General features: G+C 63.1%; 24 protein-coding genes and 2 pseudogenes. 10 read left to right on the top strand and 16 right to left on the bottom strand.

Annotated features, from left to right (window positions below; translation table 11 throughout):
- Positions 1 to 6: 6 nt before the first annotated feature.
- From TSH20_RS04205 to TSH20_RS04165, 9 genes and pseudogenes are all read right to left on the bottom strand, one after another.
- Positions 7 to 951 carry a Gfo/Idh/MocA family oxidoreductase gene (locus TSH20_RS04205; protein WP_109073554.1) on the bottom strand — a complete coding sequence of 315 codons (945 nt, stop codon included), beginning with the start codon at positions 949 to 951 and terminating at the stop codon, positions 7 to 9.
- 38 nt (positions 952 to 989) lie between these two features.
- Positions 990 to 2,105 carry a UDP-N-acetylglucosamine 2-epimerase (non-hydrolyzing) gene (gene wecB / locus TSH20_RS04200; protein WP_109073553.1) on the bottom strand — a complete coding sequence of 372 codons (1,116 nt, stop codon included), beginning with the start codon at positions 2,103 to 2,105 and terminating at the stop codon, positions 990 to 992.
- Positions 2,102 to 3,199 carry an NAD-dependent epimerase/dehydratase family protein gene (locus tag TSH20_RS04195; protein WP_109073552.1) on the bottom strand — a complete coding sequence of 366 codons (1,098 nt, stop codon included), beginning with the start codon at positions 3,197 to 3,199 and terminating at the stop codon, positions 2,102 to 2,104. Before TSH20_RS04195 ends, wecB begins: the two co-directional genes overlap by 4 nt.
- A 16-nt stretch (positions 3,200 to 3,215) precedes the next feature.
- Positions 3,216 to 4,151 (bottom strand): NAD-dependent epimerase/dehydratase family protein, encoded by a 936-nt coding sequence (locus TSH20_RS04190; protein WP_247871593.1) that lies wholly within the window; start codon positions 4,149 to 4,151, stop codon positions 3,216 to 3,218.
- Positions 4,148 to 5,086: an NAD-dependent epimerase/dehydratase family protein gene (locus TSH20_RS04185; protein WP_109073551.1), complete on the bottom strand. Its 939-nt coding sequence runs from the start codon at positions 5,084 to 5,086 to the stop codon at positions 4,148 to 4,150. The genes TSH20_RS04190 and TSH20_RS04185 overlap by 4 nt, the downstream gene beginning before the upstream one ends.
- A 49-nt stretch (positions 5,087 to 5,135) precedes the next feature.
- Positions 5,136 to 7,094, bottom strand: a complete 1,959-nt coding sequence (gene asnB, locus TSH20_RS04180; protein WP_109073550.1) for an asparagine synthase (glutamine-hydrolyzing) — start codon at positions 7,092 to 7,094, stop codon at positions 5,136 to 5,138.
- Between the two features lie 367 nt (positions 7,095 to 7,461).
- On the bottom strand, positions 7,462 to 8,685 hold the full coding sequence (locus TSH20_RS04175; protein WP_158281947.1) for a class I SAM-dependent methyltransferase: 1,224 nt from the start codon (positions 8,683 to 8,685) through the stop codon (positions 7,462 to 7,464).
- 127 nt (positions 8,686 to 8,812) lie between these two features.
- A complete protein-coding gene (locus TSH20_RS04170; RefSeq protein WP_109073548.1) occupies positions 8,813 to 9,007 on the bottom strand; it encodes a recombinase family protein in 195 nt (64 codons plus the stop codon).
- A 25-nt stretch (positions 9,008 to 9,032) separates the two neighbouring features.
- A pseudogene (locus TSH20_RS04165) lies at positions 9,033 to 9,331 on the bottom strand (helix-turn-helix domain-containing protein); the annotation flags it as partial.
- Positions 9,332 to 9,468: 137 nt separating this feature from the next.
- Between TSH20_RS04165 and TSH20_RS04160 the strand changes: the two are divergent.
- Positions 9,469 to 10,566 (top strand): hypothetical protein, encoded by a 1,098-nt coding sequence (locus TSH20_RS04160; RefSeq protein ID WP_109073547.1) that lies wholly within the window; start codon positions 9,469 to 9,471, stop codon positions 10,564 to 10,566.
- A 6-nt stretch (positions 10,567 to 10,572) separates the two neighbouring features.
- A complete protein-coding gene (locus tag TSH20_RS34560; RefSeq protein WP_146205443.1) occupies positions 10,573 to 12,165 on the top strand; it encodes a hypothetical protein in 1,593 nt (530 codons plus the stop codon).
- Between the two features lie 116 nt (positions 12,166 to 12,281).
- On the opposite strand, the gene TSH20_RS34555 is transcribed toward TSH20_RS34560, so the two are convergent.
- The 4 genes from TSH20_RS34555 to TSH20_RS04140 form a co-directional block, all read right to left on the bottom strand.
- Entirely contained in the window at positions 12,282 to 13,820 is a 1,539-nt protein-coding gene (locus tag TSH20_RS34555) for a hypothetical protein (RefSeq protein ID WP_146205442.1), read from the bottom strand.
- Between the two features lie 241 nt (positions 13,821 to 14,061).
- Positions 14,062 to 15,156 carry a ketoacyl-ACP synthase III gene (locus TSH20_RS04150; RefSeq protein WP_109073545.1) on the bottom strand — a complete coding sequence of 365 codons (1,095 nt, stop codon included), beginning with the start codon at positions 15,154 to 15,156 and terminating at the stop codon, positions 14,062 to 14,064.
- 127 nt (positions 15,157 to 15,283) lie between these two features.
- A complete protein-coding gene (locus TSH20_RS04145; protein WP_109073544.1) occupies positions 15,284 to 15,580 on the bottom strand; it encodes a helix-turn-helix transcriptional regulator in 297 nt (98 codons plus the stop codon).
- Positions 15,567 to 16,937 (bottom strand): HipA domain-containing protein, encoded by a 1,371-nt coding sequence (locus tag TSH20_RS04140; RefSeq protein WP_109073543.1) that lies wholly within the window; start codon positions 16,935 to 16,937, stop codon positions 15,567 to 15,569. The genes TSH20_RS04145 and TSH20_RS04140 overlap by 14 nt, the downstream gene beginning before the upstream one ends.
- 240 nt (positions 16,938 to 17,177) lie before the next feature.
- Between TSH20_RS04140 and TSH20_RS04135 the strand changes: the two genes are divergently transcribed.
- From TSH20_RS04135 to TSH20_RS04105, 6 genes are all read left to right on the top strand, one after another.
- A complete protein-coding gene (locus TSH20_RS04135) occupies positions 17,178 to 17,942 on the top strand; it encodes an SDR family NAD(P)-dependent oxidoreductase (protein WP_109073542.1) in 765 nt (254 codons plus the stop codon).
- A 13-nt stretch (positions 17,943 to 17,955) separates the two neighbouring features.
- Positions 17,956 to 18,597, top strand: coding sequence for a Rieske 2Fe-2S domain-containing protein (locus tag TSH20_RS04130; RefSeq protein WP_109073541.1), 642 nt, complete (start codon positions 17,956 to 17,958; stop codon positions 18,595 to 18,597).
- A complete protein-coding gene (locus TSH20_RS04125; RefSeq protein ID WP_109073540.1) occupies positions 18,594 to 19,586 on the top strand; it encodes an RHO alpha subunit C-terminal catalytic domain-containing protein in 993 nt (330 codons plus the stop codon). The genes TSH20_RS04130 and TSH20_RS04125 overlap by 4 nt, the downstream gene beginning before the upstream one ends.
- Positions 19,583 to 20,161, top strand: coding sequence for a GNAT family protein (locus tag TSH20_RS04120; RefSeq protein ID WP_109073539.1), 579 nt, complete (start codon positions 19,583 to 19,585; stop codon positions 20,159 to 20,161). The genes TSH20_RS04125 and TSH20_RS04120 overlap by 4 nt, the downstream gene beginning before the upstream one ends.
- A 116-nt stretch (positions 20,162 to 20,277) precedes the next feature.
- A complete protein-coding gene (locus TSH20_RS04115) occupies positions 20,278 to 20,523 on the top strand; it encodes a plasmid stabilization protein (RefSeq protein ID WP_109073538.1) in 246 nt (81 codons plus the stop codon).
- Between the two features lie 195 nt (positions 20,524 to 20,718).
- Complete coding sequence (locus TSH20_RS04105) at positions 20,719 to 21,189, top strand: antitoxin Xre/MbcA/ParS toxin-binding domain-containing protein (RefSeq protein ID WP_109073537.1); 471 nt, start codon at positions 20,719 to 20,721, stop codon at positions 21,187 to 21,189.
- Here TSH20_RS04105 and TSH20_RS35240 read toward each other — a convergent pair.
- Entirely contained in the window at positions 21,177 to 21,329 is a 153-nt protein-coding gene (locus tag TSH20_RS35240) for a hypothetical protein (protein ID WP_199232104.1), read from the bottom strand. The genes TSH20_RS04105 and TSH20_RS35240 overlap by 13 nt on opposite strands.
- A gap of 110 nt (positions 21,330 to 21,439) precedes the next feature.
- Between TSH20_RS35240 and TSH20_RS04095 the strand changes: the two genes are divergently transcribed.
- Both TSH20_RS04095 and TSH20_RS04090 read left to right on the top strand, forming a co-directional pair.
- Positions 21,440 to 22,585, top strand: coding sequence for an RNA-guided endonuclease TnpB family protein (locus TSH20_RS04095; protein WP_109073536.1), 1,146 nt, complete (start codon positions 21,440 to 21,442; stop codon positions 22,583 to 22,585).
- A 122-nt stretch (positions 22,586 to 22,707) separates the two neighbouring features.
- On the top strand, positions 22,708 to 22,959 hold the full coding sequence (locus tag TSH20_RS04090; RefSeq protein WP_109073535.1) for an RES domain-containing protein: 252 nt from the start codon (positions 22,708 to 22,710) through the stop codon (positions 22,957 to 22,959).
- A gap of 6 nt (positions 22,960 to 22,965) precedes the next feature.
- On the opposite strand, the gene TSH20_RS04085 is transcribed toward TSH20_RS04090, so the two are convergent.
- Entirely contained in the window at positions 22,966 to 24,087 is a 1,122-nt protein-coding gene (locus tag TSH20_RS04085) for an SRPBCC family protein (RefSeq protein ID WP_109073534.1), read from the bottom strand.
- Between the two features lie 87 nt (positions 24,088 to 24,174).
- Positions 24,175 to 24,388, bottom strand: a pseudogene (locus TSH20_RS04080) (exo-alpha-sialidase); the annotation flags it as partial.

The raw sequence follows: 24,388 nt of genomic DNA, 5'->3' as shown, positions 1-24,388 counted from the left end.
CTCCGGTCAACCGAGCTGTCGGGCAAGCGGATGGCAATCCCCGCCTGAACCGAGGGGTTGGGCGTTGCGGATCGCATGGACCAGTTCGATGGAAGGCCGGGCGTCCTGCAGCCCATAGCCCCGTCCTGCCAGGATCTCGGAATAGCTGACGGTGTGCAGGTCGGTGAACCCCTCGCTGAACTCCAGTTCCGTCCCGTCGATGGCGATTGAGCGCCAGGTGCGCTGCCCCTTCGCCCTGGCGGCCTCGGGCAGATGATCGGCATTGATGGACAGGAACCAGCGCACCCGGGCATGGGAGAATTCAAGCAGTCCCGCCGCCGCGTCGGGCCGCAGGATATGCACCCGATTGCCGTGGCAAGGCCCGAAGATCCAGCCCAGCATGTCGAAGAAATGCACGCCGATGTTGGTGGCGATGCCTCCGGACTGATCGTCCCGCCCCTTCCAGCTGGCGAAATACCAGTTCCCGCGCGAGGTCAGATAGGACAGGTCGACATCGAACACCCGGCCGGGCGGGGCTGCCGCCACCCGGTCGCGCAGGGCCAGGATCGCCGGATGGTGGCGCAGTTGCAGGATGGTGTGGACGCGCCGTCCGGACTCCGCCTCCAGTTCGACCAGCCCGTCGATGTTCCATGGATTGAGCACCAGGGGCTTTTCGCAGATGGCGTCCGCGTGGCTGCGCAGGGCGAAGCGGATGTGCGCATCGTGCAGGTAGTTGGGCGAACAGATGGACAGGTAATCGATCCCCCGGCCGCTGCGCCGCAGCTTGTCGATATGCCGGTCGAAGCGCTCGAACTCGGTGAAGAAGTCGGCCTCGGGAAAATAGCTGTCGATGATCCCGACGCTCTGGTTCGGATCGAGGGCCGCAACCAGCCGATTGCCGGTTTCCTTGATCGCCTTCAGGTGGCGGGGGGCGATGTAGCCGGCGATCCCGGTCAGGGCGAACGTTTTCATGGCGCCTCTTGTCTGTGGCCGGACGGATCCCCCGGCGGTCATGCGCCCGACCGTCTGCCATAGCGGTCGAGCAGGGTTTCGACGATGATGCGGCCGGCATCGCCCTTTCCATAGGGGGCGATGTCGCGCCCCGCAGGCCGTTCGGCCAGCAGTTCCGCCGCCATGGCCCCTGGATCGTCACCGGGAGGAAGCAGGCGGTTCCAGCCGGCCTCCAGCAATTCCCGCCATTCCGTCTCGTTGCGCAGGACGCAGCAGGGAACGCGATAGAAGAAGGCTTCCTTCTGAACGCCACCGGAATCGGTGGCGACGGTGCGGGCGGACATCTCCAGCCGGACCATGTCGATGAAGCCGACCGGCTCGATCAGTTTCAAGCGTCGGGCCGCCTTTTGCAAAATCCCCAGGCGGTCCAGGGCGGCGCGGGTGCGCGGGTGCAGGGGCAGGACCACGGGCAGGGCTTCCGCGGCCAGCTCCAGCGCCTCGATCAGCACACTCAGCCGGCGAGGATCGTCGGTGTTCTCCGCCCGATGGATGGTTGCCAGCAGGAAGCCTTTTTCCGTCAGGCCGAGGCGGTCCAGGATGCTGCTCTGCCGCCGGGCCAGATCGGCGGTCATCAGGGCCGCGTCGTACATGACGTCGCCGGACAGGCGGATGCGCTCCTCGGGCTGTCCCTCCCGCCGCAGCTGCTCCATCGCCTCGACGGTGGGGGCGAACAGCAGGTCGCAGACGCTGTCGGCCACGATCCGGTTGATCTCCTCCGGCATCGCCCGATTGAAGGAGCGCAGGCCGGCCTCCACATGGGCGACCGGGATGCCCAGCTTCACCGCCGCCAGGGTCGCCGCCAGGGTGGAGTTGGTATCGCCATACACCAGCACGGCGTCCGGCCTTTCGCGCTCGAACAGAGGCTCCAGCCCTTCCAGCATCCGGGCGGTCTGAGCCGCATGGGACCCTGAACCGACCCCCAGGTTGTGCGCCGGCGGAGCAAGGTCGAGTTCGCGGAAAAATACCTCCGACATGTTGAAGTCGTAGTGCTGACCGGTGTGGATCAGCACATTGTCGATGGCATTTCCGGTCATGGCCTTGGCCACCGCCCCCGCCTTGACGAACTGCGGGCGGGCGCCGACGACGGAACAGAGCTTCAGCAGCGGCCCGGTCATGCCGACAGAGCCGGCGACAGCTGCGGCCAGCGGCCGGCACCCGGATGGTCGAGGAACCATTGGTGATGGTTCATGCAATGACGGATCAGGTCTTGATTGGCGCGCGTCCAGTCGATGGTGCGCGCGAGGCCATCTTCCAGGCCGATCTCGGCGGCAAAGCCAAGCTCGCGCCGGGACTTCTCCGTCGATCCGAAACGCTGGCCGGAATTGTCCCAGGGCCGCGGCGGACGCAGATCGATGCCGCCGGCATTGCCGGTCAGGCGGTTGATCGTCTCCGCCAGGGTGCGGATGGTCGTTTCCACCCCCGAGGCGAGGTTGTAAACCTCGCCCGCGGTGCCGCGAAGGGCACAGGCCTGAAGGCCGCGCGCCAGATCCTCGACAAAAATGAAATCACGGCTGGCGATGCCGCCATTGTCCAGAGGCAGGCTTTCCCCATGCAGGGCCTTCCAGACGAAGGTGGGGATGACGTTGCGCCAGACCGAATGGACCGTTCCCCGCCAGTTGCCGGCACCAAGGATTTCCCGGGGACCATAGATGTTCTGGAACCGTGCCGTCACCACCGGCAGCCCATGCTGGCGCGCGTAGTAGGCGGCGTACATCTCGCCCACCAGCTTCGAGATGGAGTAGGGGCTGTCATGGGACAGCGAGACCGGGGCGTCTTCCGGCGTCGCCATCGCTCCGTCAAAGGTCTTCTTCGCGACGGCGCAGCCGGCCCCGGCATAGACCACCCGCTTCACGTCGCGGCGGCGGGACAGCCGGTCGAACAGCTTCAGAGTGGTGATGGTGTTGTTGTCGTGATCCGCGATCGGATCGGCGATGGAGGACTGGTTGCCGTGGAAACAGGCGAGGTGAAAGACATAGTCCAGCCGTTCCGGCAGGTCGGCGAGCAGCCGGTCGTCGGCAATCGACCCCAGCACGAAATGCACGCCCGATCCCTCCGGAAGATTGGAGGGATGGGAGGACAGAAGATTGTCGACGATGAAAAGCGCCTCGGGGCGCTGGGCCGCCAGCATATGGCAGAGATTGCTGCCGACGAAGCCGGCCCCGCCCACCACCAGGATACGGCTGCCGGCGAATGCGCTGCTGTCGCTCATTCCTGTTTCCTTCCCTTCAGCCCCGGGCCGCGGTCAGATGGGTGAAGGTCGCTTCCACCCCATGGCGGTCAAACCAGGCCACCTGCCGCCGCAACCCCTCCTCCAGCCCGATGCGGGCACGCCAGCCGAAGGTCCGTTCCGTCAGCGCCGGATCCAGCAGCAGCGTTGCAAGATCGTCGTCGGCCGGGGGCCGCACCTCCACGGGGTCATCAAGGGTGATGCCCATCGCCGTCACCATGGCGTTGAACAGGTCCGCGATGCTGACGTCCGTCCCCGACGACACGTTGAACACACCCTGTGCCCCGCTTTCGTCGAGAACCCGGTCCAGCAGGTCCAGGAAATCGTCCATATGCAGGAAATCGCGCCGGGCATCGGTGGCGAAGCAGCGCTTTCCTTCCCGCAGACGCTTGAAGAAGATCGGGATCGGCCCGGTATAATTCCGGGGGCCGTAGACATTGGCCAGCCGCAGCGACACCCAGGGCGTCCGTCCCAGCGGCAGCATCTGCTCGCCGGCCGTCTTGGAGATGCTGTAGCTGGTGATCGGGGCCAGGGGATGGTCCACCGGGATCGGCGTCTGGCGCGGCTTGCCATAGCACAGGGCCGTCTGCAGGTAGATCAGCCGCCGAACGCCCGAACGGTCGCATTCGGCCAGCACCCTGGCCGTGCCCTCCGCATTGGTGCGCAGGTCGCCCACCCAGTCGTTCGGGTCCTGATAAGAGGCGGCGGCATGCACCACATGGGTGGGGGCGAACTCGTCGAACAGCCGGGCCAGCAGGCTGTCGTCCAGGATCGATCCTTCCACCTCGCGCAGGTTCGGATGGGGGGGCAGACCGCCGCGGAAGCTGGTGGCGTAATTGTCCAGGACGAGAACCGCCGCCCCCTGGGCAAGGGCATGCTCGGCGATGTTGGACCCCAGGCAGCCGGCTCCGCCGGTGATCAGCAGGCGCATCATTTCTTGCCCAGATCCTTCAGGTGGGTATAGCCGCCCTGCACCCCGTGGGTGTGGTAATACTCGACGCTGCGGCGGACGATCTCCTCGATCGGGGTGAAGTCCGGCCGCCCGAAGTCGGCGAAGGTGCGGGCCGGGTCCAGCAGGATGGTCGGGGCGTCGTCCGGGCCGAGCGGACGCATATCCGGCTCCGGCACCTCGTTCAGCCCCATGGAGCGGGCGACCAGATCGTAGAGCGTCTGGATGGCCACATCGGTCCCGGAAGAGAAATGATAAGTGCCGTGCCCGACACCATCCACAGCGCGGAGCACCGTGCGGGCGAGATCACCGGAAAAGACGAAGTCCCGGCGGGCCGGGGTGACGAAGCAGCGCTTCTTCTGGGCCAGACGCTCGTAGAAGATCGGGATCGGGCCACTGACTCCACGGGGACCCACCACATTGGCCAGACGGAAGGTAACGAAATCCAGGCCGCTGTACTGGATGTACTGCTCCCCGGCGGTCTTCGAGATGGCATAGCTGCTGTTGCCGGGATCCAGCGGATGGTCGAGCGGGATCGGCTGGACCAGCGGCTTCACCCCGTAGCACAAGGCGGTCTGGAAATAGACGAGCCGGGAGACGCCGGCGTCCTTGGCTTCACGCACGATGGTGGCGGTTCCGACGGCGTTGGACTGCGCATCGGTGGGCCAGTCTTCCGGGTCGCGGTAGGACGCGGCGGTGTGAATCACGGCGTCGGGCCGGAAATCTCCCATCAACTGCCGGATCAGCGGGCGGTCGGTGATGGACCCCTCGACCAGGGTGAGGTTCCGATGCGAAGCGAGATTATCGCGGCGTCCGGTGGCGAAATTGTCCACGGCGACCACCCGATCGCCGCGTTCCAGCAGCATGTCGATCGTGGTGGACCCGACCAAACCGGCTCCCCCGGTGACGAAAACCTTCATGACCCCTCCTGCGACCGGCCTCATGCCGAACCACGCAACGTTGGATGCTCTATGCCACCGCTTCCCCCGTCGGGGAAAGAACCATCTCAGGCTCGGCGGCAGGCATCCGGCGGAATTCCGCCGCCTGGTCGATGAAGCGCCGATGCCAGAGCTCCAGGCTCATCAGACCCCAAAGCTTGCGCGAGAAGCGACCGGAATTGGCTAGGTTGCCCAAGACCACGTCCGTGTTGATGAAGCCCCGCTGCCGGGCCTGCTGCGATCCGAAGAGATCGTGGACGAAGTCCTTCAGTTCGGCGTCCAGCCAGGGCTTCAGCGGCACGGGGAAGCCCATCTTATCGCGGCGGCTGTAAAGCTCCTTGGGCACGCTGCCCTTGAACGCCTTACGCAGCAGGTGCTTCAGCTTGCCGTTCTTGAACTTGATGTCGGCGGGGATGGTGGCGGCGAACTCGACCAGCTTGTGGTCCAGCAGCGGCACCCTGGATTCCAGACCATGGGCCATGCTCATCCGGTCCTCCACATGCAGCAGGGCCGGCAGCAGGCATTTCAGGTCGAAATGGGTCATGCTGTCGAAATAGGCTTCCTTGCGGACATTGTTGCTGTTGTTGAAGATGGCCTTGAACTTGTCCAGCACGGCCGTCTTGTCCAGCTGAGCCCAGTCCACCTCGGCCTCCATGTCGGCGGAGCGGTCGATCAACTGGAAATACCGGTCGTCCAGGGAGCCGAACAGGCCCTTGCGCCAGAACTCCTGCATCAGCGGGACATATTCCTGCAGCGCCCCGAGATTCGGCACGATGGATTCGATGGTGACGACGAAGTTGCCGTTCTGATAGGTGCCGTTGATGGCGGCCTTGATGCACTGTTCGAAATAGGCCAGCAGATAGCGGGCATAGCCGCCGAAGATTTCATCCCCGCCTTGGCCCCCCAAAACCACCTTGGTGTGCTGGGCCGCGAGACGCGAGACCATGTATTGCGGAAAGCTGCCAGGTCCGGCGATCGGCACGTCGAGATGGTAGATGACCTGTTCAATATGGGTCAGGAAATCGGACGGCGTGATGTCGACTTCGTATAAGGGGCTGCCGGACTGTTCGGCCACGATGCGGGCATAGTGGCTCTCGTCGAAGCCGGGCGGGACCGAGAACTTGCCGTGGAAGGCAGGCCCCGGCGCTTGCTGACGCTCCGCCGCCAGCAGCGTGACCAGGCTGCTGTCGAAGCCGCCGGACAGGTAGGTCCCGACCGGCACGTCGCTGACCATGGTCAGGCCGACGGCCTCCTCCACCAGTTCCTGGGTGCGGTTCACGAAATACTGGGCGCTGTGGTCCAGGTCCATGTCATGCTGGACATCCCAATAGCGCCACACATGCACGCCATCCCGATCCACCCGCAGCGCCTGTCCGGGCAGGAGCTGATGGACGCCCCGGAACAGGGTTTCCTCGCCAAGCGTGTACTGAAAGGTCAGATACTCGGCCAAGCCAGCCGGGTTCTGTTCCGCGGCCGGGAGAAAGGGCAGGAGGGCCTTGATTTCGGAGGCGAAATAGAACCGGCCATCCACCTGGGCGTAAAAGAAGGGCTTGACGCCGAATCGGTCGCGGGCACAGAACAGCTGCTGTCGGTTTTCGTCCCAAAGTGCGAAGGCGAACATCCCGCGCAGCTCGTCCAAGCAGTCCGGCCCCAAAGCCGCGTAGGCGGCCAGGATGCATTCGCTGTCCGTGCGGGTGCGGAACGGATAGCCGGCTTGGAAGCGCCGGCGAAGCTCAATGTAATTGAAAATCTCACCATTGTAGGTGAGCGTCAGCCCGCCCGGGCCGTGCATCGGCTGCGCCCCGGCCGCCGACAGGTCGATGATGCTGAGCCGCTGATGTCCAAGGGCGACCCGGCGGTCGGGAGCGACCCAAAGCCCGTGTCCGTCCGGACCGCGATGGGCCAGTAGCCGGTTCATCACCGCCACGGTGGCCGCCGGCCGCTCAAGTGGCCCGGCTGTCAGAGCGATTACCCCGGCAATTCCGCACATGCGCTTCCCGTCCTTCCGAATCCGTTCCAGCCTGAAAAGGCTTTGTCCCACCTGCGGAACATATCCTGCCGCCAGGACGCCGCCACGATCGAAGCGAAGGCTGTGGTGGCGGCGGGCAGGGCATGATCGGCCGCTTGCTTAGGAATTGGCAGGGTAGGAGGAGTTTCTTAACAAACCGCCATTTTGTCGCTTTGTACATCGCTTCCGCTGCCCGGCCCCCGCCGGTGCCTGAATGCCGACCGGTTACGGCATTCCCCGATACAAGGCACGGGCGATGGCGGCGAATTGGACCGCCATCGCCGAGTTAACTGGAAAGCGGATCTCGAGACGGGTGAAACTTGCCTCAGAGGGCTTGTTCGATCGTCTTTCAGAGGGCAGTCAGGCGGAAGCAGGCATCGATCCCGGCGACGGTATTGTTGTGCAGGGGGCACCCCCTGCTGTCGAAGGTCAGCGAGTAGAGGAACTGTCTGCTCTCCCGTGGAAGTCGCGGATCGAGAAGGGCGGCGTTGCGCTGAGCAAGCCAATCCAGTTCCATGACGGAAATGGCACTGCCGGTGAATTCCGCCCTCAGTCCTGCCTGACGAGCCATGTCAATGAAGGTGGAGAGTGTATAGCACTCGCTGATTGGACAATTGGGACCATCGGTCAAGCGTTGGAATGCCTGTTCCAAAGTGAAGCCTTTGAAATGATCCTCCTTCAGCATCTGCAGATAAGCAACATAAAGATGCACAAAAATGCTGTTCCGGTTGTAGACCATGATCTGAGCCTGGCCGCCCGGCTTCAGGATACGCTTGAACTCGCGCATGATGGCGATGGGATCAGGGGTGTGGTGCAGGACACCAGAACTGTGGATCAGGTCGATGCTGGCGTCTTCAAACGGCAACCGAACATTTTCTGGATTGATCTGCGTCCACTCGATCTCCACCCCGTGAAGGGCGACACGGTGCCGCGCCTCGGACAGCGCAACTGGCGAAATGTCCGCGGCAATCAAGCGAGAGGGCCGCGAATTGACAGCGAATCCCACCAAATCAAGACCGGGGCCGCAGCCATAGTCCAGCACCACCTTGCCGTCCATCCCACTCGTCGGCATCAAGTCACTATAATATATATAGATGGAGTTTCTCCACTCCAAATGAGCCAAGGACTCTTCAGCCGTAGCGAACGCCCGGTGCTGAGCAACGTTGAAGTCACTCCAGAATTCAGTTGGTGTTGGTTCGTCTTCACCACCAGGAAGGCTGGGCGCCGACGGCAGAGCCCAAGATCCGTTCAACAAGTGCGCATTTTCAAGAACGAATGGGTAGGCATTAAATACTGAACGGTGCCCATTCTGATACAGGGTGTCGAGAATGGGGGCCCAATACTGGCTGGCAACCAGAACCGGTGCATCCGGAAGGTTCAATGCTCCGAACGCCTCCGGCGAGAGGATTTCTAAGTCATCGATGGTGCCTGTCTTGACGCTGTCGATGACCGCGGAAACCCGACGTCCAGAGGCGCGCAATGCTGCGAGCGCGATCCGACCTCCTGATCCGGCACCGAATACATAAACGTTTTGATCGGACGGCACATCTTGAATACTACGCACAACCTTCATCAGGGTCTCCCTAAAACAAACTGCTGCAGTGCCGGTCCTCGAATGGAGGGCGATCTCAAGCAAGCTCGTACCCAACTCTCGGCATCGGAATCGTGCCCATTTGGCCTGTGACCGAAGCTCCCTCCGGTCATTGGCAGAGTCTCTGTGAGTTGTGATGCCCGAAGCGGGCGGTGATGGCAAGCCGGGCCGGGGCATCCGGCGCGGCGATCAGCACCGCCGCCACGCCGCCTTCCGCGGCGAGATCGCGCAACCGGTCCAGCGCCGGGCGATCAAGGCGGGCACCGCTGTAGCCATCGTCAGCGAAGACCAGGTCCGGCGACACCTGGAAGCCGCGCTCGGCGGCTGCGTGTCAGGGCCAGCACCTTGGCCACAGTGGCGGGCGGCAGCGGCGCCCGACCGGGCTTACGCGTCTTGTCGCGCAACAGCCCGTCGACGCCTTGTTCGGCGTAGCGAACTTGCCAACGCCAAACCGTCGGGCGGTTGACGCCGGCCCGACGGGCCACCTCCAGGACCGGCAGCCGCGCGACCGAGAGCAGAACGATGTTCACCCGCTGCACAAGTTTCTGCGGGCGGTCGCGGTCACCGAGGACCGCGGCCAAACGCGCGGTCCTCCAATCCAAACAATGATGCTGACGGTCTGGGCCATGCCGACAGAATCGCATGTCGGAGGCTCGCTGTGAATCTTATGTCTGCGTCAGTGGACTAAGACGCTCCTTCGAATAAGGTGCTTTCCACAAATTGCTGCTTTCAGATAGTCTGCCAATCAGATATCGGGAGGCTCGAGTGAGTGAGACTGCGAAGCAGATTGACGTTGATCGTTGGCGAAAAGCGATCGCTCAAGACGTCCGGTCCAACTACCATTTCGAGATGGGCCGTGCCTTGTTGCGTCAAAATGAGACGCAAGCAGGGCTGACCCATTTGCGCCAAACTCTCGCCATTCTGCCCGAGCATTGGACCGCCCGTGTGGTGTTAACCGACTTTCTCATCGGTCAAGGGGTTTCAGTGGAAGCGGCCCGCAACGAGGGCGGGACAAATGCTTCATCGCCCCTATGGGAGGCTCTCGGCCGGCGACGGTTACGGGAAGAGGCACTTGACAGTCAAGACTGGTCTGCGGCCCTCAAACATGCAGAAAAGATTATCCAATTTCCAGGTAGCGACGCAGGTGACCGGTGGTTCCATGCTGTCGCCATGGTGTTGAATGGGAATGTCACAGCAGGTTCCATCGAATTCAACACAGTACCAGTTGGCGCAGTTAGTGCGGAAGAAGCACAGCAAACCCACAAATACGGATACCAGCTATTCAACAAAGGGGATTACGGCTCTGCTTCTATCATTTTTGACCAATGTGTGCGGATGGCACCGGATGATGCCATGATCCAAAGCGCTGCGGGGATTACACATCAATGCCTAGGGACCTTGGACAAAGCTCTTCCGCTGCTTCGCAAAGCCGCCGTACTGGCTCCCCACTCCGCAGGCGTCTGGCATTCCCTTGCCCTAGCGCTCCTCGACGCAGGACTTCTGGATGAGACCGAAGACGCGCTGCGCCAGGCCCACGAACTCGCACCAGAGCTTATGGCAATCAAGTCCAGCTTTGCCCTGTTGGCGCTTCGCAGGGGGATGACTGAAGAGGCTGATCAAATCAGTGCCGATTGTATTGTGCACAGCGATCCACAGGGGGCTGCATGGATCGCTATGAACCGGGCTCTGATTCTTGCTGCTTCTGGCCATATGAGCAAAGCGGCTGAGCACTTCCGCCACGCTCTACAAGCTGGCCCGGGCATTGCTCATGCTGCGATCCCATTGCGGCGTTGGGCCCGAGAACCGTTAGAGACCTTGGAGCAGATGGCCACGTCTCAAACCAACCGTGTCAAAGGTCTATGACGAAAAATGCGTCTGCTCGTCCTATATGCCGCCCGCTTTGCCTCTATAGGCGCCATCCGCGATTACCTGGATGGCTTCCAGGCACACTCGCGTCATGAAGTCCTTTTCATGGAGGCAGGGGACGGTGCAGTTCCCCAGGCTGCGTATGAGCCATTCGATGCAGTTCTGGTAAACTTCTGCTGCAGACTCCATTATGGTCCATTGTTCAGCAATGCTTGTGAGGCATTTGTTGCTGGGTTCTCAGGAATTCGAATTGTCATATTGCAGGATGAGCAAGAAAACACCTTGACTGTTCGTAAAAGAATTGCTCGCATGCGTCCGCACATTTTATTCACGACCTTGCCGCCAGAGGCTTGGCCGGTAGTCTTCCCAGATGATGTGTTCGGTGGAAGCAAAATTGTTCGCCTTCTGACTGGCTATGCTCGTCAAAGGTCTCTGCCGTCCAATCTCACTCTGGCTCCTTTGGCACAGCGTCCGCTGACCCTTGGATATCGCGTTACACCGCATATCTGGCGATGGGGTGAATTGGGAAGATTAAAGATTGAAGTTGGGCAGCGCTTCCACGAAGCCTGTCTGCGACGGGGAATTCCGGCAGATATTGCTTGGACTGAAGAGGCCAAAATCTATGGTGATGACTGGTTGCGTTTCAATGCATCTTGCCAAGGAGCTTTGGGAAGTGAATCAGGCGCCAGCGTCTTTGATTGGCACGGCGATCTTCAACGGCAGGAAACACAATTCCGCTTGGCTCGGCCAGAAGCAACATGCGAGGATTTTCTTGCAGAGATTGTGGAGCAGGAAGTTTCTTTTGACACGGGCCAAGTTTCTCCACGAGTGTTTGAAGCAACTATCACGAGAACTCCTCTGGTGATGGTCGAGGGTAAATATGCAGGCGTACTTCGGGAAGAAGAGCATTACCTTCCGGTTAAACGTGATTTCTCCAATGTTGAAGAAATTCTGGACCGGATGTCCGATCTGGAAAGTCTACAGAATATGGTCGATCGCACTTACAGCCACTTGATAGAATCAGGTATGTTTTCTTATGCTGTAATGGCAAAAAAGATTGATGACGAAATTGAAAGAATTATCGTCGATACTCGGAAAGACAAAGGAGGATCGGCTTTTTATAAAGCTAACAATTGGGAAAAATATATGGCCCTTCCTTCTGAGTTAAGCTTCCTTGCATCCTATCCAACCAAACATCCATTGAGTTCGGAACATGCTTTGCACAAGCTTGTCCAGTTCCAAACCTTGGTCCCCAATCTGACTGATATTTCTCAATTGAATGGAATGGAAACCTTGGCAATCTACGGTGCTGGGGGCGGAGGGAAAATTGTGTATCAATGGCTGCTAGAGAATGGACGGAAAGCGGACTTTTTCTTGGACAGTATGAAGGCTGGTGAGTTCTGTGGCCTTCCAATCCTAACAAGTCCTGCTGCTTTCCAGCAGCGAAAGAAATTTGCTATAGTGATCGCCAGTCAGCATTTTTGGGAAATTTCCTGCATCCTCATTTCGTTTGGCTTTACCACTATATTTAATGGAAACGAGATTATTAAAAAAGAGATTTCTGCTCCAGAAAGCCTATTTCCTTACAATTTATAATCAACACTTCTACACGTCTTAAAAAATTCTCAGAAAAGCCATAAAGTCCCAAAACCAATTCTTGATCTTTAATTCAAAATACCACAGGACCTCCGGTAATATTCCAAATATTATAATCAAAGATCATAGACAGCAAGTTTTTCGGAAAGTTCCGATTGGGACGACGAAACCAGTGGGTAGGAATCGCAAATCTGAAAACCCCTTTCTGCTAACAGAAGAGTGGAAACGATATCGTCTACGTACATGCTGGCAACAGCAATCACGCTTCCGTCCCCCAATTTGGTCAAGGCCTTTTCCGCATGAAACAATGGAAGACCATCGTATTCTCCTGAGCGGTAACTATCCAAATATCCTGCAACGCTACGCCCGACGGCTTCAAGGCTGCGTCGAAGAATCTTCCCGCCAGCCCCAGCTCCATAGATGAGCAGTGGTTCACCCGCAGGAATATCCTGCAAACGGGAGGCAAGCACAACTCTCCGGCGCAAGACCGTGCGGCGTTGACGCCAATGCTCTCGCGTCAACGGTTCTGAAGTTGGATATACAAAAACGGGATGCGGAAGGTCCCCCTTGGCCTCTTGCCAAGTTGTCGGGGCGTGAACAAATGGACGCTTACCGAGATTTTGAGCGATCAGATTATCAACAATTCCCACAAAACTACGGTAACTATATGTCTGGCTCTCAATAATATCTATGTAAGTACGATCTGCCATTTCTTGTAGACTGTTCAGATCGGAAAGGCTGTTTATAACTTGCTCAACATTGCTAAAGTCAGGGGCGATGTTGATATAGTTCCTCTCAGGCTTCAGGATTCCTGAATACTTCCCCTCAATCAGACACATTGGAGTTCGCAAAGCTGCCGCCTCAAATATCCGAGGAGATATCTGACCCATTGGAATTGTATCTTCAATAGAAGACAGCATTTCCTGAATTTCTCCTGGATATTCAAGATCAGGTTGCTGCTTCTCCAATTGAATCACACGATTGCGTATCCCATCCTCATCGTCGAACAGACTGCTTCCGGACTCTGACCCTAATGTTGCTCGGCAAGAGCCGAGAAAACGGAACCAGTCCTCACCGTAAATTCTGGAGTCCTCGGTCCAATCGATATCGTGTGGAACAGAAAGGCGCTGACACGCATCTCGAAATTTGCGTCCAACCTCAAGCTTCAGATATCCAAGTCGACCATACGCCAGCCCAATGCGGCGCCCGCGGTAGCCGATCAACGTCTGCCGCTCCCGCAGCGGCAGGCTATAAGCTGTAAGATCATATTTGTCAGGAACATATCCCGTCAAAACATTAACAAATTGGCAGCCAGGAAATTCCTGAGGTGGGTAAACTCGTGAAATGTGGCTTTCCGGAACACAAGTTAAAACAAAATCAAATTTTATCTCTTTGATCTTTTGACGCAACCAGAAAATTCCATCATATTCGTCTTGAATAGATAAAATTTTTACTCCTGAGAATAACTTTAGTTTCTCAACAATGTGGCCACTAAGAAGAGCGGGAGCTCTCAAGCAGCAGCAGTAACTCACAATTACAGCATCAAACTCTTCAAAATTGAATCCCGGCACAACCCCATAAACAGCTTCACAATAAGAGACATCAAAGCAAGAATGCCTCCCAAAGGAAGAGAGGTATTCATAAGTTGTTGCCACGTGAGAGCTGCGCTGACTGTAAAGAACCAACAACTTCTTTCGATCTAATCTTATCATTTACTCAATCTCTTTTCGTCATCAGATTTAATTTTAGGAAAAATGTATCAAGACGCTGATTTATCTCCTCATTTTCGGCCTCATCCCTGGTTATCAAAAGACACTGTGCACCTTACAGGTAAAAGTCGCCAGAAATGGAGCAAAGAGTCCATTTGATTTCCACAATTTATGGAGGTGGGATCACTTATACCCTCAGGATCGGATAGCCGTCGGGCAGATCGACCACCTGCGGCTCCGGCATCGGCCCCAGTTCCGCCACCATCGCGCCCCAGGACCAGCCCACCCCGAAGCCGGCCATCAGCGTCTTCACCGGCCCGGCCGCCAGCAGCCCCCCCAGGCTGTGGCAGATCGCCAGCGGGATGGAGGCGGAGCTGGTGTTGCCGAAGCCCTGCATGTCGATGACGAAGCGGTCGGCCGGCGCCTTGATGCGCTTGCGCAGATGCTCCAGCATAAAGGCGTTGGCCTGGTGCAGGACGAAGCGGTCGATGCCATCGACGTCGGTGCCGGCATGCTCCATCGCCTCGCGCAGCAGCGGCGGCACGGCGCGCAGCGTGAAGGAGAACACCTCCGCCCCGTTCAGCGTCAGGCGGGAGTCGCGCTCCAGCTGGGCGGCGGCCTCCTCGTCGGCGATCCGGCCGGCGGTGCCGACCGGCGGGATCAGGCAATGGCGCTTGCCGCCGGCCTTGACGAAGATGTGCGGCGCGCCGGCACCGTCGGTGCCGATCACCACCGGAATCGACGGTGCCGCCGCATCGACCTCCAGCGCGGTGGCCGATCCGGCATCGCCGAACAGCGGCAGGGTGGCGCGGTCCTCCGGGTGCAGGTGGCGGGTCGGGTTGTCGCCGCACAGCACCAGCGCCCGCTTGGCCGAGGATCCGCCCAGCAGCTTCGCCGCGATCCACAGGCCGTAGACATAGCCCGAGCAGCCCAGCGGCACGTCGAAGGCCGCAGCACTGGTCGGCAGCCCCAGCCGGTGCTGCATGATGCAGGCGGTCGCCGGCAGCACGTAATCGGCGTCCTGCGAGACGAAGACCAGCACCTCCACCGTCGCCGGGTCCCAGTCCAACTGCTGCATCAGCCCTTCCGCCGCGGCGACGCAGAGGTCGGATGCGCAATAGGGCGGCGGCAGCACGCGGCGCTCCTGGACGCCGATGGTGGCGGCCAGCTTCTTCGCCTCCTCCACCGTGAACATGCCGGGATCCTCGACGAAGGAATGGCGCTGGGGCGGCACCACCGCACGCAGGCCGGCGATCCGGATGCCGTCGATGATGGCTTTCATGGCAGTCCTGTCCTTCGCGTGTTCGCGGCCCGGGGCGGGCGCTTGTCTGAGTTGGTGTCCGGCACCATAGCGCACAGTGACGCCGGATTGGTTTCCGGAAGATTGATTACGGCAGATGGTCCCGCCGTCACCGCTCCGGATCCTTCGCGGGAGGCTCCGGGATCAGGCCGACGGTCAGCCCAAAGGGCCGGGCCAGCCGTTCCAGCGTCGCCACCGTCGGGTTGGCGGTCCCGGTCTCCAGCTGCGAGACCTGCCGGGTGGTGAGGCCGAAGCTCCTCCCAAACTCCGCCTGGGTCATGCCGAAACAGCGGCGCATGGCCCGCACCCCCTCGGCCCACGCCAGTTCGCCCCCTTCCGCCGCCCGCAGCAGGGCATGACGCGCCTCCAACAGCGCCTCGCGGCTGGGCGGCTTACGGCGCGGCATCGGCCCGGCCCTTCCCAAAATCTCCTGCCGGCAGTGCCGCGAGAGCGGCGGCAAGCTCGCCGCAGGCGGCGAAGGCTCGGGCGATCACCGGTTCCGGCACTCCATGGGCGCGCGCCGTCTCCGGCAGGGCGGCGACCGCGTCGGCCTTCGCCGACAGCACCCCGGCCAGCCGCCGGCCCAACCCTTCGTCCCCAGTGACGGCGGCAACGGCCTCGCAAATCCGCTCGAACTGGATGGAGAAGCCGCCGCCGCGCAGGCACTCCCAGCGGGTCGATGGCGCGATCACCCCCGAATCAAGCACCATCGGCGCGAAGTCGAAGCGCGGGGTCAGGCCGATCCAGCCGTCGGGGCGCTTTTGCAGGGCGGTGTTGCGGCCATGATTGTCGGTGTCGCCCATCGCCCGGTTCAGCAGGTCGCGCAGCACATACTCGACGATCTCCCCGGCTGGCTCGGTGCAAACGGCGTGGAGCACGGCGATGTAGGCCTCATGCGTCGTCTGATGGCCGAAGGCGGCGACGCCGGCGGCGGACACCAGGCTTTCCTGGCCCAGCCGCGTCACGCCATCTGCCGACACCGCGCGATCGAAGCGGGGGATCGCCAGCGTGTCGCCACGATGGATCAGCGGCCGGCCGACCCGCAGGCCGAAGCCGCGGGCGATCTCCAGATAGGACGCCTCGCAGGCCAGGATCAGGCGATCCTCCGGCCCCTTCGCCCGCGACATCTTGACGATGATGTGGTCGCGGGCCTCGTCATCCCCGACCAGGGAATCGGGATACCACAGCCCATCGTCCTTGCGCGTCAGCAGCAGCTTCGGCCATTCGCCCTGGACGCAGCTCGACCCCGAAGCGATCAGAGCGAAGCGGCCGGCCATGTCCTGGAAGGCCGCCGAGCGGTCGAAGACCTCGTCCAGCGTCACCCCCGCCACCGTTTCACCGTTCAGGCGCTCCCGCTCGGCCTCATACGCCTGCTTGACGCGAACATTGCCGATGGGGCTGCCCGCCCCGCGTAGCAGAAGCGGAAAAGCGAAACGCTCGTCATCGGGATCGAAGCCCATCTCGGAAGCCAGACGGCGGCGGGCATGGCCCTGGGGCAGCAGGTCGAGCAGGAAGGGTGGCCAATGGTCCCGGCGATGCGCCGCCATATCAACCCGATCGCGCACCGACACCGCCCGCCAATCAGTCACCGGCCGCCCGGCGGCAAGCTCCGCATTGCCGAAGGCGATAAAATAGAAAGGGTCGTACTCGAGCCGGGTGGGCGAGCGGATGCCAGCCTGGACATAATTGACCGTCAGGTCGGCGGCATCGTGCCAGACACCGTGATGATGGATCTGAACGGTCAGGCTTGCACTGTCGCCCATGGCCGCTCGCCCCACAAAACATTCCACTCCAGTGGAGCATATATGCAAGCTAACCACAATAAGATACCATTGGAATGGGGCGTTTCCCAGTGTGCTGGCAGCGGCGACGCCGTTGCTGCCAATTGGGAAACGGGTGTGGCGCCCCGCACCAAAAGGCCGCAGTCCCGGACGCGCTGATGTCGGCCTGCCGTCGTGCTATGGTCTGCATCCCGATATGCCACCAACCTGGATTCTCCCGCCATGACAGCCGCTTACAATCCCATGGACCTGACCGGCCGCCGCATCCTGGTGACCGGGGCGTCGGCCGGGATCGGCCGGGCGACGGCGGTGGTGCTGGCGAAGCTCGGTGCAAGGCTGGTGCTGAACGGCCGCGACGAGGAACGGCTGGCCGAGACCGCCGACCGGCTGGAGGGCGACGACCACGCCATCGCCCCCTTCGACCTGTCCGACCTCGAAGCCGTGCCGGGCTGGATGAAGGGGCTGTGCGCCGACGACGTGCCCTTCGACGGCATCGCCCATTGCGCCGGCATCCAGACGCTGCGGCCGATCCGCATCTTCTCCGCCGCCTTCTTCGACGAGGTGATGCGGGCCAACCTGGGCAGCGCGTTGGCGCTCGCCCGCGGGCTGCGGCAGAAGGGCTGCCATGCCGAGCGGGCGGCAATGGCGCTGATCTCCTCCACCGCCGCCACGGCGGCCTCGCCGGGCAACGTCGTCTATGCCGCCAGCAAGGGCGGCATCATCGCCGCCACCAAGGGGCTGGCGGTGGAGCTGCTGAGCGACGGCATCCGCGTCAACTGCGTGGTCCCCTCCATCGTCGAGACCGAGCTGATCGAGCGGGGCAAGCAGAAGCTGACCGCCGAACAGTACGAGCATTTGCGCACGCTGCAGCCGCTGGGCTTCGGCCATCCCGACGACATCGCCCACATGATCGCCTATCTGCTTGCCGACACCAGCCGCTGGATGACCGGGTCCATCGTCACGGTGGACGGCGGCCGCACCGCCTGATCCGAGGGCTGCGATGTCCAAGGACGCTCCCGAAAGCCGCCCCGAAAATTGCTGGTTCCATCTCTGCATGGAAGACGACCTCGCCAGCCCCAACGCCTTCGTCACCACGCGGGTGGGGGCGGTGCCGCTGGTGGCGCAGAACATCAAGGGGCGGGTGGTCGCCTTCCGCAATGTCTGCACCCACCGCTTCGCCGTGATCCATGGCGAGCCGTCGGGCTGTGGCCCCTTGCGCTGCCCCTATCACGGCTGGAGCTTCGACGCCGACGGCGTGCCGGTGGGGCTGCCCTTCAACCCGACCGACTTCCAGCTGGAGGCCGAGGGGCGCCGCCGGCTGGCCCTGCACCCGGCCTCGCTGGCCCGCTGCGGCCGGCTGGTCTTCGTCCGGGTGGCCCCCGACGGCCCGTCGCTGGAGGAGGAACTGGGAGGCGATCTCTTCGTCCGGCTGGCCACCCTGTCCGACGCCTTCCCCCGCCGCGGCGATGCGGTGGAGCCGGCCGAGAATTGGGAGACGATCGAGGCCGCCAACCTGCGTATCGCTTTTGCGCCCGGCCGCGCGCTGGTGCTGCACAGCGCCCCCCCGATCGGCGCGGACGAGCGCTTTTCCCGCAGCATGACCTTCCATCCCGTCACCGCCGAGGCGGAGCTTCCGGCATGAGCGCGCATCCCGTCCGGAGCACCGTCCCTGAGAACGGCGCCTTCCTTCCCCACAGCCATTTCTGGACCGGGGAGGCCTTCGCCCGGGAACGCGAGCGGGTCTTCGGCCGCTGCTGGCTTTATATGGGCATGTTCGACGACACGAATGTCCTGACCGCCGAGATGGCTGGGCTGCGCTTCGAACTGCACCGCCGCGGCGAGGCCATGGACGGCGTCTGCCGCGACGGGGAACGGGTGCGGCCGCTGCAGATCGACCGCTGCGGCGCCTTGGTCTTCGCCCGCGTGGCGCAAGAGGGCGGCCCGACCCTGGCCGACCATCTGGCTCCCTACGGCGAGCAGCTGGCGATGATGTCGGCGAACTGCCTGAACCCGCAGGCCCCCGTCAGCATCGCGTTCCAGGCCAATTGGAAAGCGCTGGTCGAGAACACGATGGACGACTTCCACGGCTCCACCGTCCATCCCGACACCATCCACCCCGCGGTGCATCCCGACTGGCAGAGCCACCTCGTCACCGAACGCCACGGCGCCAACAGCGAGTCCCGCTGGCTGTTGGCCGACGGCACCGCCGGCTGGTGGGCGAAGCTGGACGCCAAGCTGCGCATGCGCCGCTTCGCCATTGAGTCCTTCTACCGCCACACCTTCATCTTCCCGAACTTCTATCTGGCGACCTTCTATGGCGCCACGGTGATCCCGCACCGGGTCGATCCCGTCGCCCCCGACGCCTCGGTCCTGCGATGGCAGCTGTTCCTGCCCACCACCCGGCTGGAGACGGCGCGCGAGCAGGCCTTCCACCGCTCCACCGCCGCCTATCTGATCGAGTCCGCCGGCACGGTGATCGCCGAAGACCGGCCGATCTGCGAGGCGGTGCAGCAGGGCCGGCCCGGCATCGCCGATCTTCCCCACATCACCGGCATCTATGGCCGGCGCGAGCGCCGAATCCTCGACTTCCATCAGGCGATGCTGCGGCAACTGGGAGCGACAGCCCAATGAGCGAAAGTCATGGAAGCGGCGCCCTGACCTTCATCGAGCCGACGGAGGAGCACGCCCGACTGCTGCTCGACTGGCGCACCCGTCCCGACATCGCCGGCCAGATGCTGAGCGTCGTCCCCTACGACGTGGAGCGGCAGAAGGCGTGGCTGCGGCGCTGTGCGGAACGGGACGACTATGTCCACCGCATCCTCTGCGTCGATGGGGAGCCGGCCGGCCATGTCTCCATCACCGTGACCGAACCGGAGTGGCGGATCGCCACCATCGGCGTGCTGATGGGCGAGCGGGCGGGGCGGATGGGGGCGGCCCCGCTGAACTTCGCCTACATGCTGAACCACGTCTTCTTTACGATGGGGCTGCGCAAGGTGGTGAACCACATCCTGGGCACCAACAGCCCCCGCCTGCTGAAGGGCCAGCCGATGATCGGCTACCGCCCGGTCGGCGTGCTGAAGCGCCAAGTGGTGAAGGATGGGCAGGAGATCGACCTCCACATCTTCGAGATGCTGGCCGAAGACTGGCTGACGGTGCGCGAGCGCTTCCGCATCTACCAGGACATGGACGGGCGGGAGTGGATGTAGAGGGGCAGGTGGCCTCGCCGGCTTCTGAGGCGGGCGCATCGGAACCGGACCGCATTCATTAAAATCGATGCACTCACAGCCTAACCTTCTCCTCCTGACATGCTCGGGAGCGACCGATGGCCAGCATCACGATCCGGAACTTCGAGGATCCGTTGAAGGCCCGGCTGCGGATCCGCGCCGCCCATCACGGCCGCTCCATGGAGGATGAAGCCCGCCACATCCTGCGTGCAGCCCTCACGGAAGAGAGCCAGCCGGTGACGGATCTCGGGGAAGCCATCCACCGGCGGTTCGCGCGGCTCGGCGGCGCCGAGGTGGCGGAGGTGAAGCGCGAAGCCCTGCGGACGCCGCCGAGCTTCGACTGATGATCGTTCTCGACACGAATGTTTTGTCGGAGTTGATGCCCCCGACACCGTCCGAAGCCGTATTCCCCTGGTCCGCTGCACATCCTGTTCGGTCTTGACCTTGCTGCCGGAGGGGGCCGCGACGGAGCAGATGTTTGCCGAAGGCTTAGTTGGTCGGGCAAGGGCGATAGGAGAGTTTGCGCAACGGAGGCCGCCATGCAGAATCCAACCCCACCCGCCGACCTTCCGTCCGCTCCAGCGGCCCTGGCCGAGCGCCAGCGGGTGCTTGCCGCCGATCTCCTGGGGTTGGACCACCCGCCTGCCGACAATCTCGACATCCTGCGGGTGGTGCGGGGCCGGCTGTCTCTCCAGGCCGTCAGCGCCTTGCAGGCGGTCGGGCTCGACACCCGCACCCTGGACCGGATCATTCCCCGGCGCACGCTGGAACACCGCCGGCAGAAGGGGGAGGCGCTGACGCTGGAGGAGAGCGAGCGCGCCTACCGCGCCGCCAGCATCGTCGCTCTGGCGCAGGCGGTGTTCGGCAACCGGGACAAGGCCCTGTCATGGCTCCATGCCCCCCGCAGCCGTTTCGACGGTGAGGCGGCCATCGCCCTGATCGACACCGACATCGGTGCCCGTTTGGTGGAAGAAGCCCTGATCCAGATCGACGACGGCTATTTCGCGTGAAGCTCTGGCGGATCAGCAATCATGCCGATCTGCAAGGTGTCGGAGGTCTGCGTGCCGGTGCCCGCTGGCACAATCGCGGGCGGCCCATCGTCTATCGCGCCGAATCGCCTCCCGGCGCCCTGATTGAGATTCTGGTCCATCAGGTGATCCGGCTGGGGACCGCCGCCTTGAGGCGGCGGAGGAAAGCCGGTCGGCCGCAGGCCGAAAATCGAGAGTTGAACGAACCGGGAACGACAGGTAAACTCATCGCATGTCCGTGCTCAGCTACAAATTCCGCCTCTATCCCACCCAAGCACAAGTCGCCGGGATGGAAGCGATGCTGGGCGCGTTCTGCGACCTCTACAACGCCGCTCTGCAGCAACGCATCGAAGCTTACCGCCGCCGGCGCAAGACCTTGCGCTACACCGACCAAGCCGGCGAACTGAAGGCCGTCCGCGCCGCCGATGAGCGCCTGGCCGGCTACAGCTTCTCCGCCCAGCAGCAGGTCCTGCGCCGCCTCGACAAGGCCTTCCAGGCCTTCTTCCGTCGCCTCAAGGCGAAAGGCAAGGCCGGCTTCCCGCGCTTCCAGGCCAAGGCCCGCTTCGACAGCGCCGAGTTCCGCGTCGGCGATGGCCTGACGCTGCGCAAGAGCGGGCGCCTCGGGCTCACCGGCCTTTTCGGCGAAATCAAGGTCAAGTGGCACCGGCCGCTGCCGCCGGGCGCCAAGCTCGGCGCCGCCGTTCTGTCGCGGTCTGCCGGACACTGGTACGTCTGCTTCCAGGTCACCGTGCCGGATGTGGCGGTGGCGGAGCGCGACGGCGCCGCCGTTGGCATCGATGTTGGTCTGACATCTCTGGTTGCCACCTCGGACGGCGAGGTGGTGCCGACGCCGCCGTGGACCAAGCGCGCCGCCAAGAAGCAGCGCCGTCTCCAGCGCGCGCTGTCCCGCTGCAAACGAGGCAGCCAGCGCCGGCGCAAGGCCAAACAGCGACTGGCCCGGCACAGCGCCCGCACCGCCAACCAGCGCCGTGACGTCCTGCACAAGCTCAGCCGCTCGCTGGTCGACCGCTACGCCGTCATCGCCCTCGAAGACCTGAGCGTCGAGCCACTGGCCCGCTCAATGCTCGCCAAGTCCGTTCACAACGCCGCCTGGGGCCACCTCCGGTCCTTCCTCGAGTACAAGGCTGCAAGCGCCGGCACTCGGGTGGAAGCGGTCGATCCGCGCGGCACCAGCCAGACCTGCCCGCAGTGCGGGGCCGTGATCGCCAAGACGCTCGACATCCGGGTCCACCGCTGCCTCTGCGGCTGCGTGATGGACCGCGACGTTGCGTCAGCCACGGTCATCCTGCAGCGGGCCAGCCACGCCACGGGGCCGGGACACGGCCTTCGGACACCAAGCCAGCGGGGTGCCGCCTAGCTTGTCCGAGAAGCCGCCGCGCTTTAGCCGGCGGAGTTGTCACCAGGAGATCGCCTCGCCCGCCGCCCTGCCGGACCGCTACGGCCTGCTGACCGTCGCGGTGGAGGACGGGCTGGTTCCCCCTGGAGGCGCCGCCGCTCCCCCCCGACTGGCCGGAGCGGACGGAGGTGACGCGCGCCGTCGGCGATGCGTGGCTGGCGAACGGCCGGTCGGCCCTGCTGCGGGTGCCGAGCGCCATCATGCCCGACGTCCACAATGTCCTGCTCAACCCGCTGCCCTCGGATGCGGGAAGGCTGCGGATTACCGACGTCCGGGACGTCCCCTTTGCCCCGCGGCTGTTCAAGACCATCCTGCCGACGGCAAAACAGCCCTAACCGCCCCTACCCCACCATCATCCTCCGCCACACCGCGTGGAACTGCTGGATGCGCTCCTCGTTCAGGCCGAGCACGGCAGGACGACCGGTCTGGCGGCAGCCGCGGAAGGCCAGTTCCGAGGCCTCCTGGTCCTCGCGCAGCAGGGCGACGTTGAGGTCGCGCGCGCCCTCCTCGATCAGGCGGCGGGCAGCGGAGCCGCCCTTGCCGGCATCGCCGTCCGGGTCGGCCAGGAACAGGCGGAGGGTCAGGGCGCAGCGGTCGGGGCCGAGCGGGTCGTAGGTCTGGACGCTCATCACCGCGCCGCGGGTGAAGCCGATCTCCAGGTTGGGGAAGATGTGCAGGTGATCGTAATCCCGCAGGATCGGGCTGGGGCGGAAGCCCAGCCGCTCCGACACGCCGTCCCACCAGCGGGCACTCTTGTCCGACATGCCGGTCACGCCGCGGGAATGGGCGCCGTCATAGTCGCAGCGCCAGTCGCCCTTCACCAGCTTGCGGAAGGTCGTGGGGTGGGTGAGGTCGGCATGGTAGACCTCCAGCACGCTCTCCACCCCCATCTTCCAGTTGGCGGCCCATTCCATCGACCGCTCCTCGAAGGGGCGGACGAAGATCTCCGAGGCATGGCGCAGCACGTCGGCATAGACGCCCAGCCAGTCGCCGAGGTCCGGCCCCTCCGCTGCCACCCGCAGGAAGACGAAGCGGCCGCACACCCCGACCGCCACCGGCGTCAGGGCACGGCCGCAGCGGCCCTCGCGATCCAGGCCGAAATTCGCCTCGTTGCCGGGAATGCCATAGGGCACGCCGTCACGGTCGAAGGTCCAGCCGTGATAGCCGCAGCGCAGCATGCCGTTGCCGCGCGGCGCCCGGTGGATCATGGCGAAGCGGTGGGTGCAGACGTTGCGGAAGCCCCGCAGCTCCCCGTCGAAATTCTGCACCAGCACGTCCAGCCCGCCGATCCGCCGGGTCAGATAGTCGTTGGGCCGGGCAAGCTCGTCGGTGAAGCCGGCGAAGACCCAGGATTGGCGGAAGACCCGCTCCTCCTCCGCCCGGAAGATCTCCGGGTCGTGGTAGGCGGCGGGGGGGATGCCGGGGACGGCCTTGGCGGCGACGAAGGGGAGGGGGCTTTCCATGGGGCCGAAGGGTAGCCCGCGCCCCGCCGGCCGGTCCAGGGCACAGCGGGTCGCAGGTGTCGGGTCGCAGGTCTCCCCTCTCTCCCGTCACGGCCGGAACAGCGTCGCCTCGATCCCACGCAGCCCCGTGGCGTCGCAGATGTAATAGGCGACCATGGCGCGCCCGTCCGGCAGCACCGCCGCCCAGGGATAGCCGAGATCCGGCGCCGGCCCGTCGTCGCGCAGCACCAGCTCCGGCACCTCACCGGGCTGCTGGCGGCGCGGGTCGTAGAGGCGGGCGCGCACGCCGTAGGGGGCATGG

Source organism: Azospirillum sp. TSH20 (assembly GCF_003115935.1).
Lineage (GTDB): Bacteria > Pseudomonadota > Alphaproteobacteria > Azospirillales > Azospirillaceae > Azospirillum.
The sequence above is the reverse complement of the archived record's forward strand: the minus strand, read 5'-3'. Positions and strand labels throughout refer to the sequence as shown.

What these genes read in the sequence shown, in the direction of transcription:
- TSH20_RS04205 (WP_109073554.1), bottom strand. Translation starts at nt 951, where the DNA reads ATGAAAACGTTCGCCCTGACCGGGATCGCCGGCTACATCGCCCCCCGC.
- wecB (WP_109073553.1), bottom strand. Translation starts at nt 2,105, where the DNA reads ATGACCGGGCCGCTGCTGAAGCTCTGTTCCGTCGTCGGCGCCCGCCCG.
- TSH20_RS04195 (WP_109073552.1), bottom strand. Translation starts at nt 3,199, where the DNA reads ATGAGCGACAGCAGCGCATTCGCCGGCAGCCGTATCCTGGTGGTGGGC.
- TSH20_RS04190 (WP_247871593.1), bottom strand. Translation starts at nt 4,151, where the DNA reads ATGATGCGCCTGCTGATCACCGGCGGAGCCGGCTGCCTGGGGTCCAAC.
- TSH20_RS04185 (WP_109073551.1), bottom strand. Translation starts at nt 5,086, where the DNA reads ATGAAGGTTTTCGTCACCGGGGGAGCCGGTTTGGTCGGGTCCACCACG.
- asnB (WP_109073550.1), bottom strand. Translation starts at nt 7,094, where the DNA reads ATGTGCGGAATTGCCGGGGTAATCGCTCTGACAGCCGGGCCACTTGAG.
- TSH20_RS04175 (WP_158281947.1), bottom strand. Translation starts at nt 8,685, where the DNA reads ATGAAGGTTGTGCGTAGTATTCAAGATGTGCCGTCCGATCAAAACGTT.
- TSH20_RS34560 (WP_146205443.1), top strand. Translation starts at nt 10,573, where the DNA reads ATGCGTCTGCTCGTCCTATATGCCGCCCGCTTTGCCTCTATAGGCGCC.
- TSH20_RS04150 (WP_109073545.1), bottom strand. Translation starts at nt 15,156, where the DNA reads ATGAAAGCCATCATCGACGGCATCCGGATCGCCGGCCTGCGTGCGGTG.
- TSH20_RS04145 (WP_109073544.1), bottom strand. Translation starts at nt 15,580, where the DNA reads ATGCCGCGCCGTAAGCCGCCCAGCCGCGAGGCGCTGTTGGAGGCGCGT.
- TSH20_RS04140 (WP_109073543.1), bottom strand. Translation starts at nt 16,937, where the DNA reads ATGGGCGACAGTGCAAGCCTGACCGTTCAGATCCATCATCACGGTGTC.
- TSH20_RS04135 (WP_109073542.1), top strand. Translation starts at nt 17,178, where the DNA reads ATGACAGCCGCTTACAATCCCATGGACCTGACCGGCCGCCGCATCCTG.
- TSH20_RS04130 (WP_109073541.1), top strand. Translation starts at nt 17,956, where the DNA reads ATGTCCAAGGACGCTCCCGAAAGCCGCCCCGAAAATTGCTGGTTCCAT.
- TSH20_RS04125 (WP_109073540.1), top strand. Translation starts at nt 18,594, where the DNA reads ATGAGCGCGCATCCCGTCCGGAGCACCGTCCCTGAGAACGGCGCCTTC.
- TSH20_RS04120 (WP_109073539.1), top strand. Translation starts at nt 19,583, where the DNA reads ATGAGCGAAAGTCATGGAAGCGGCGCCCTGACCTTCATCGAGCCGACG.
- TSH20_RS04115 (WP_109073538.1), top strand. Translation starts at nt 20,278, where the DNA reads ATGGCCAGCATCACGATCCGGAACTTCGAGGATCCGTTGAAGGCCCGG.
- TSH20_RS04105 (WP_109073537.1), top strand. Translation starts at nt 20,719, where the DNA reads ATGCAGAATCCAACCCCACCCGCCGACCTTCCGTCCGCTCCAGCGGCC.
- TSH20_RS35240 (WP_199232104.1), bottom strand. Translation starts at nt 21,329, where the DNA reads ATGGACCAGAATCTCAATCAGGGCGCCGGGAGGCGATTCGGCGCGATA.
- TSH20_RS04095 (WP_109073536.1), top strand. Translation starts at nt 21,440, where the DNA reads ATGTCCGTGCTCAGCTACAAATTCCGCCTCTATCCCACCCAAGCACAA.
- TSH20_RS04085 (WP_109073534.1), bottom strand. Translation starts at nt 24,087, where the DNA reads ATGGAAAGCCCCCTCCCCTTCGTCGCCGCCAAGGCCGTCCCCGGCATC.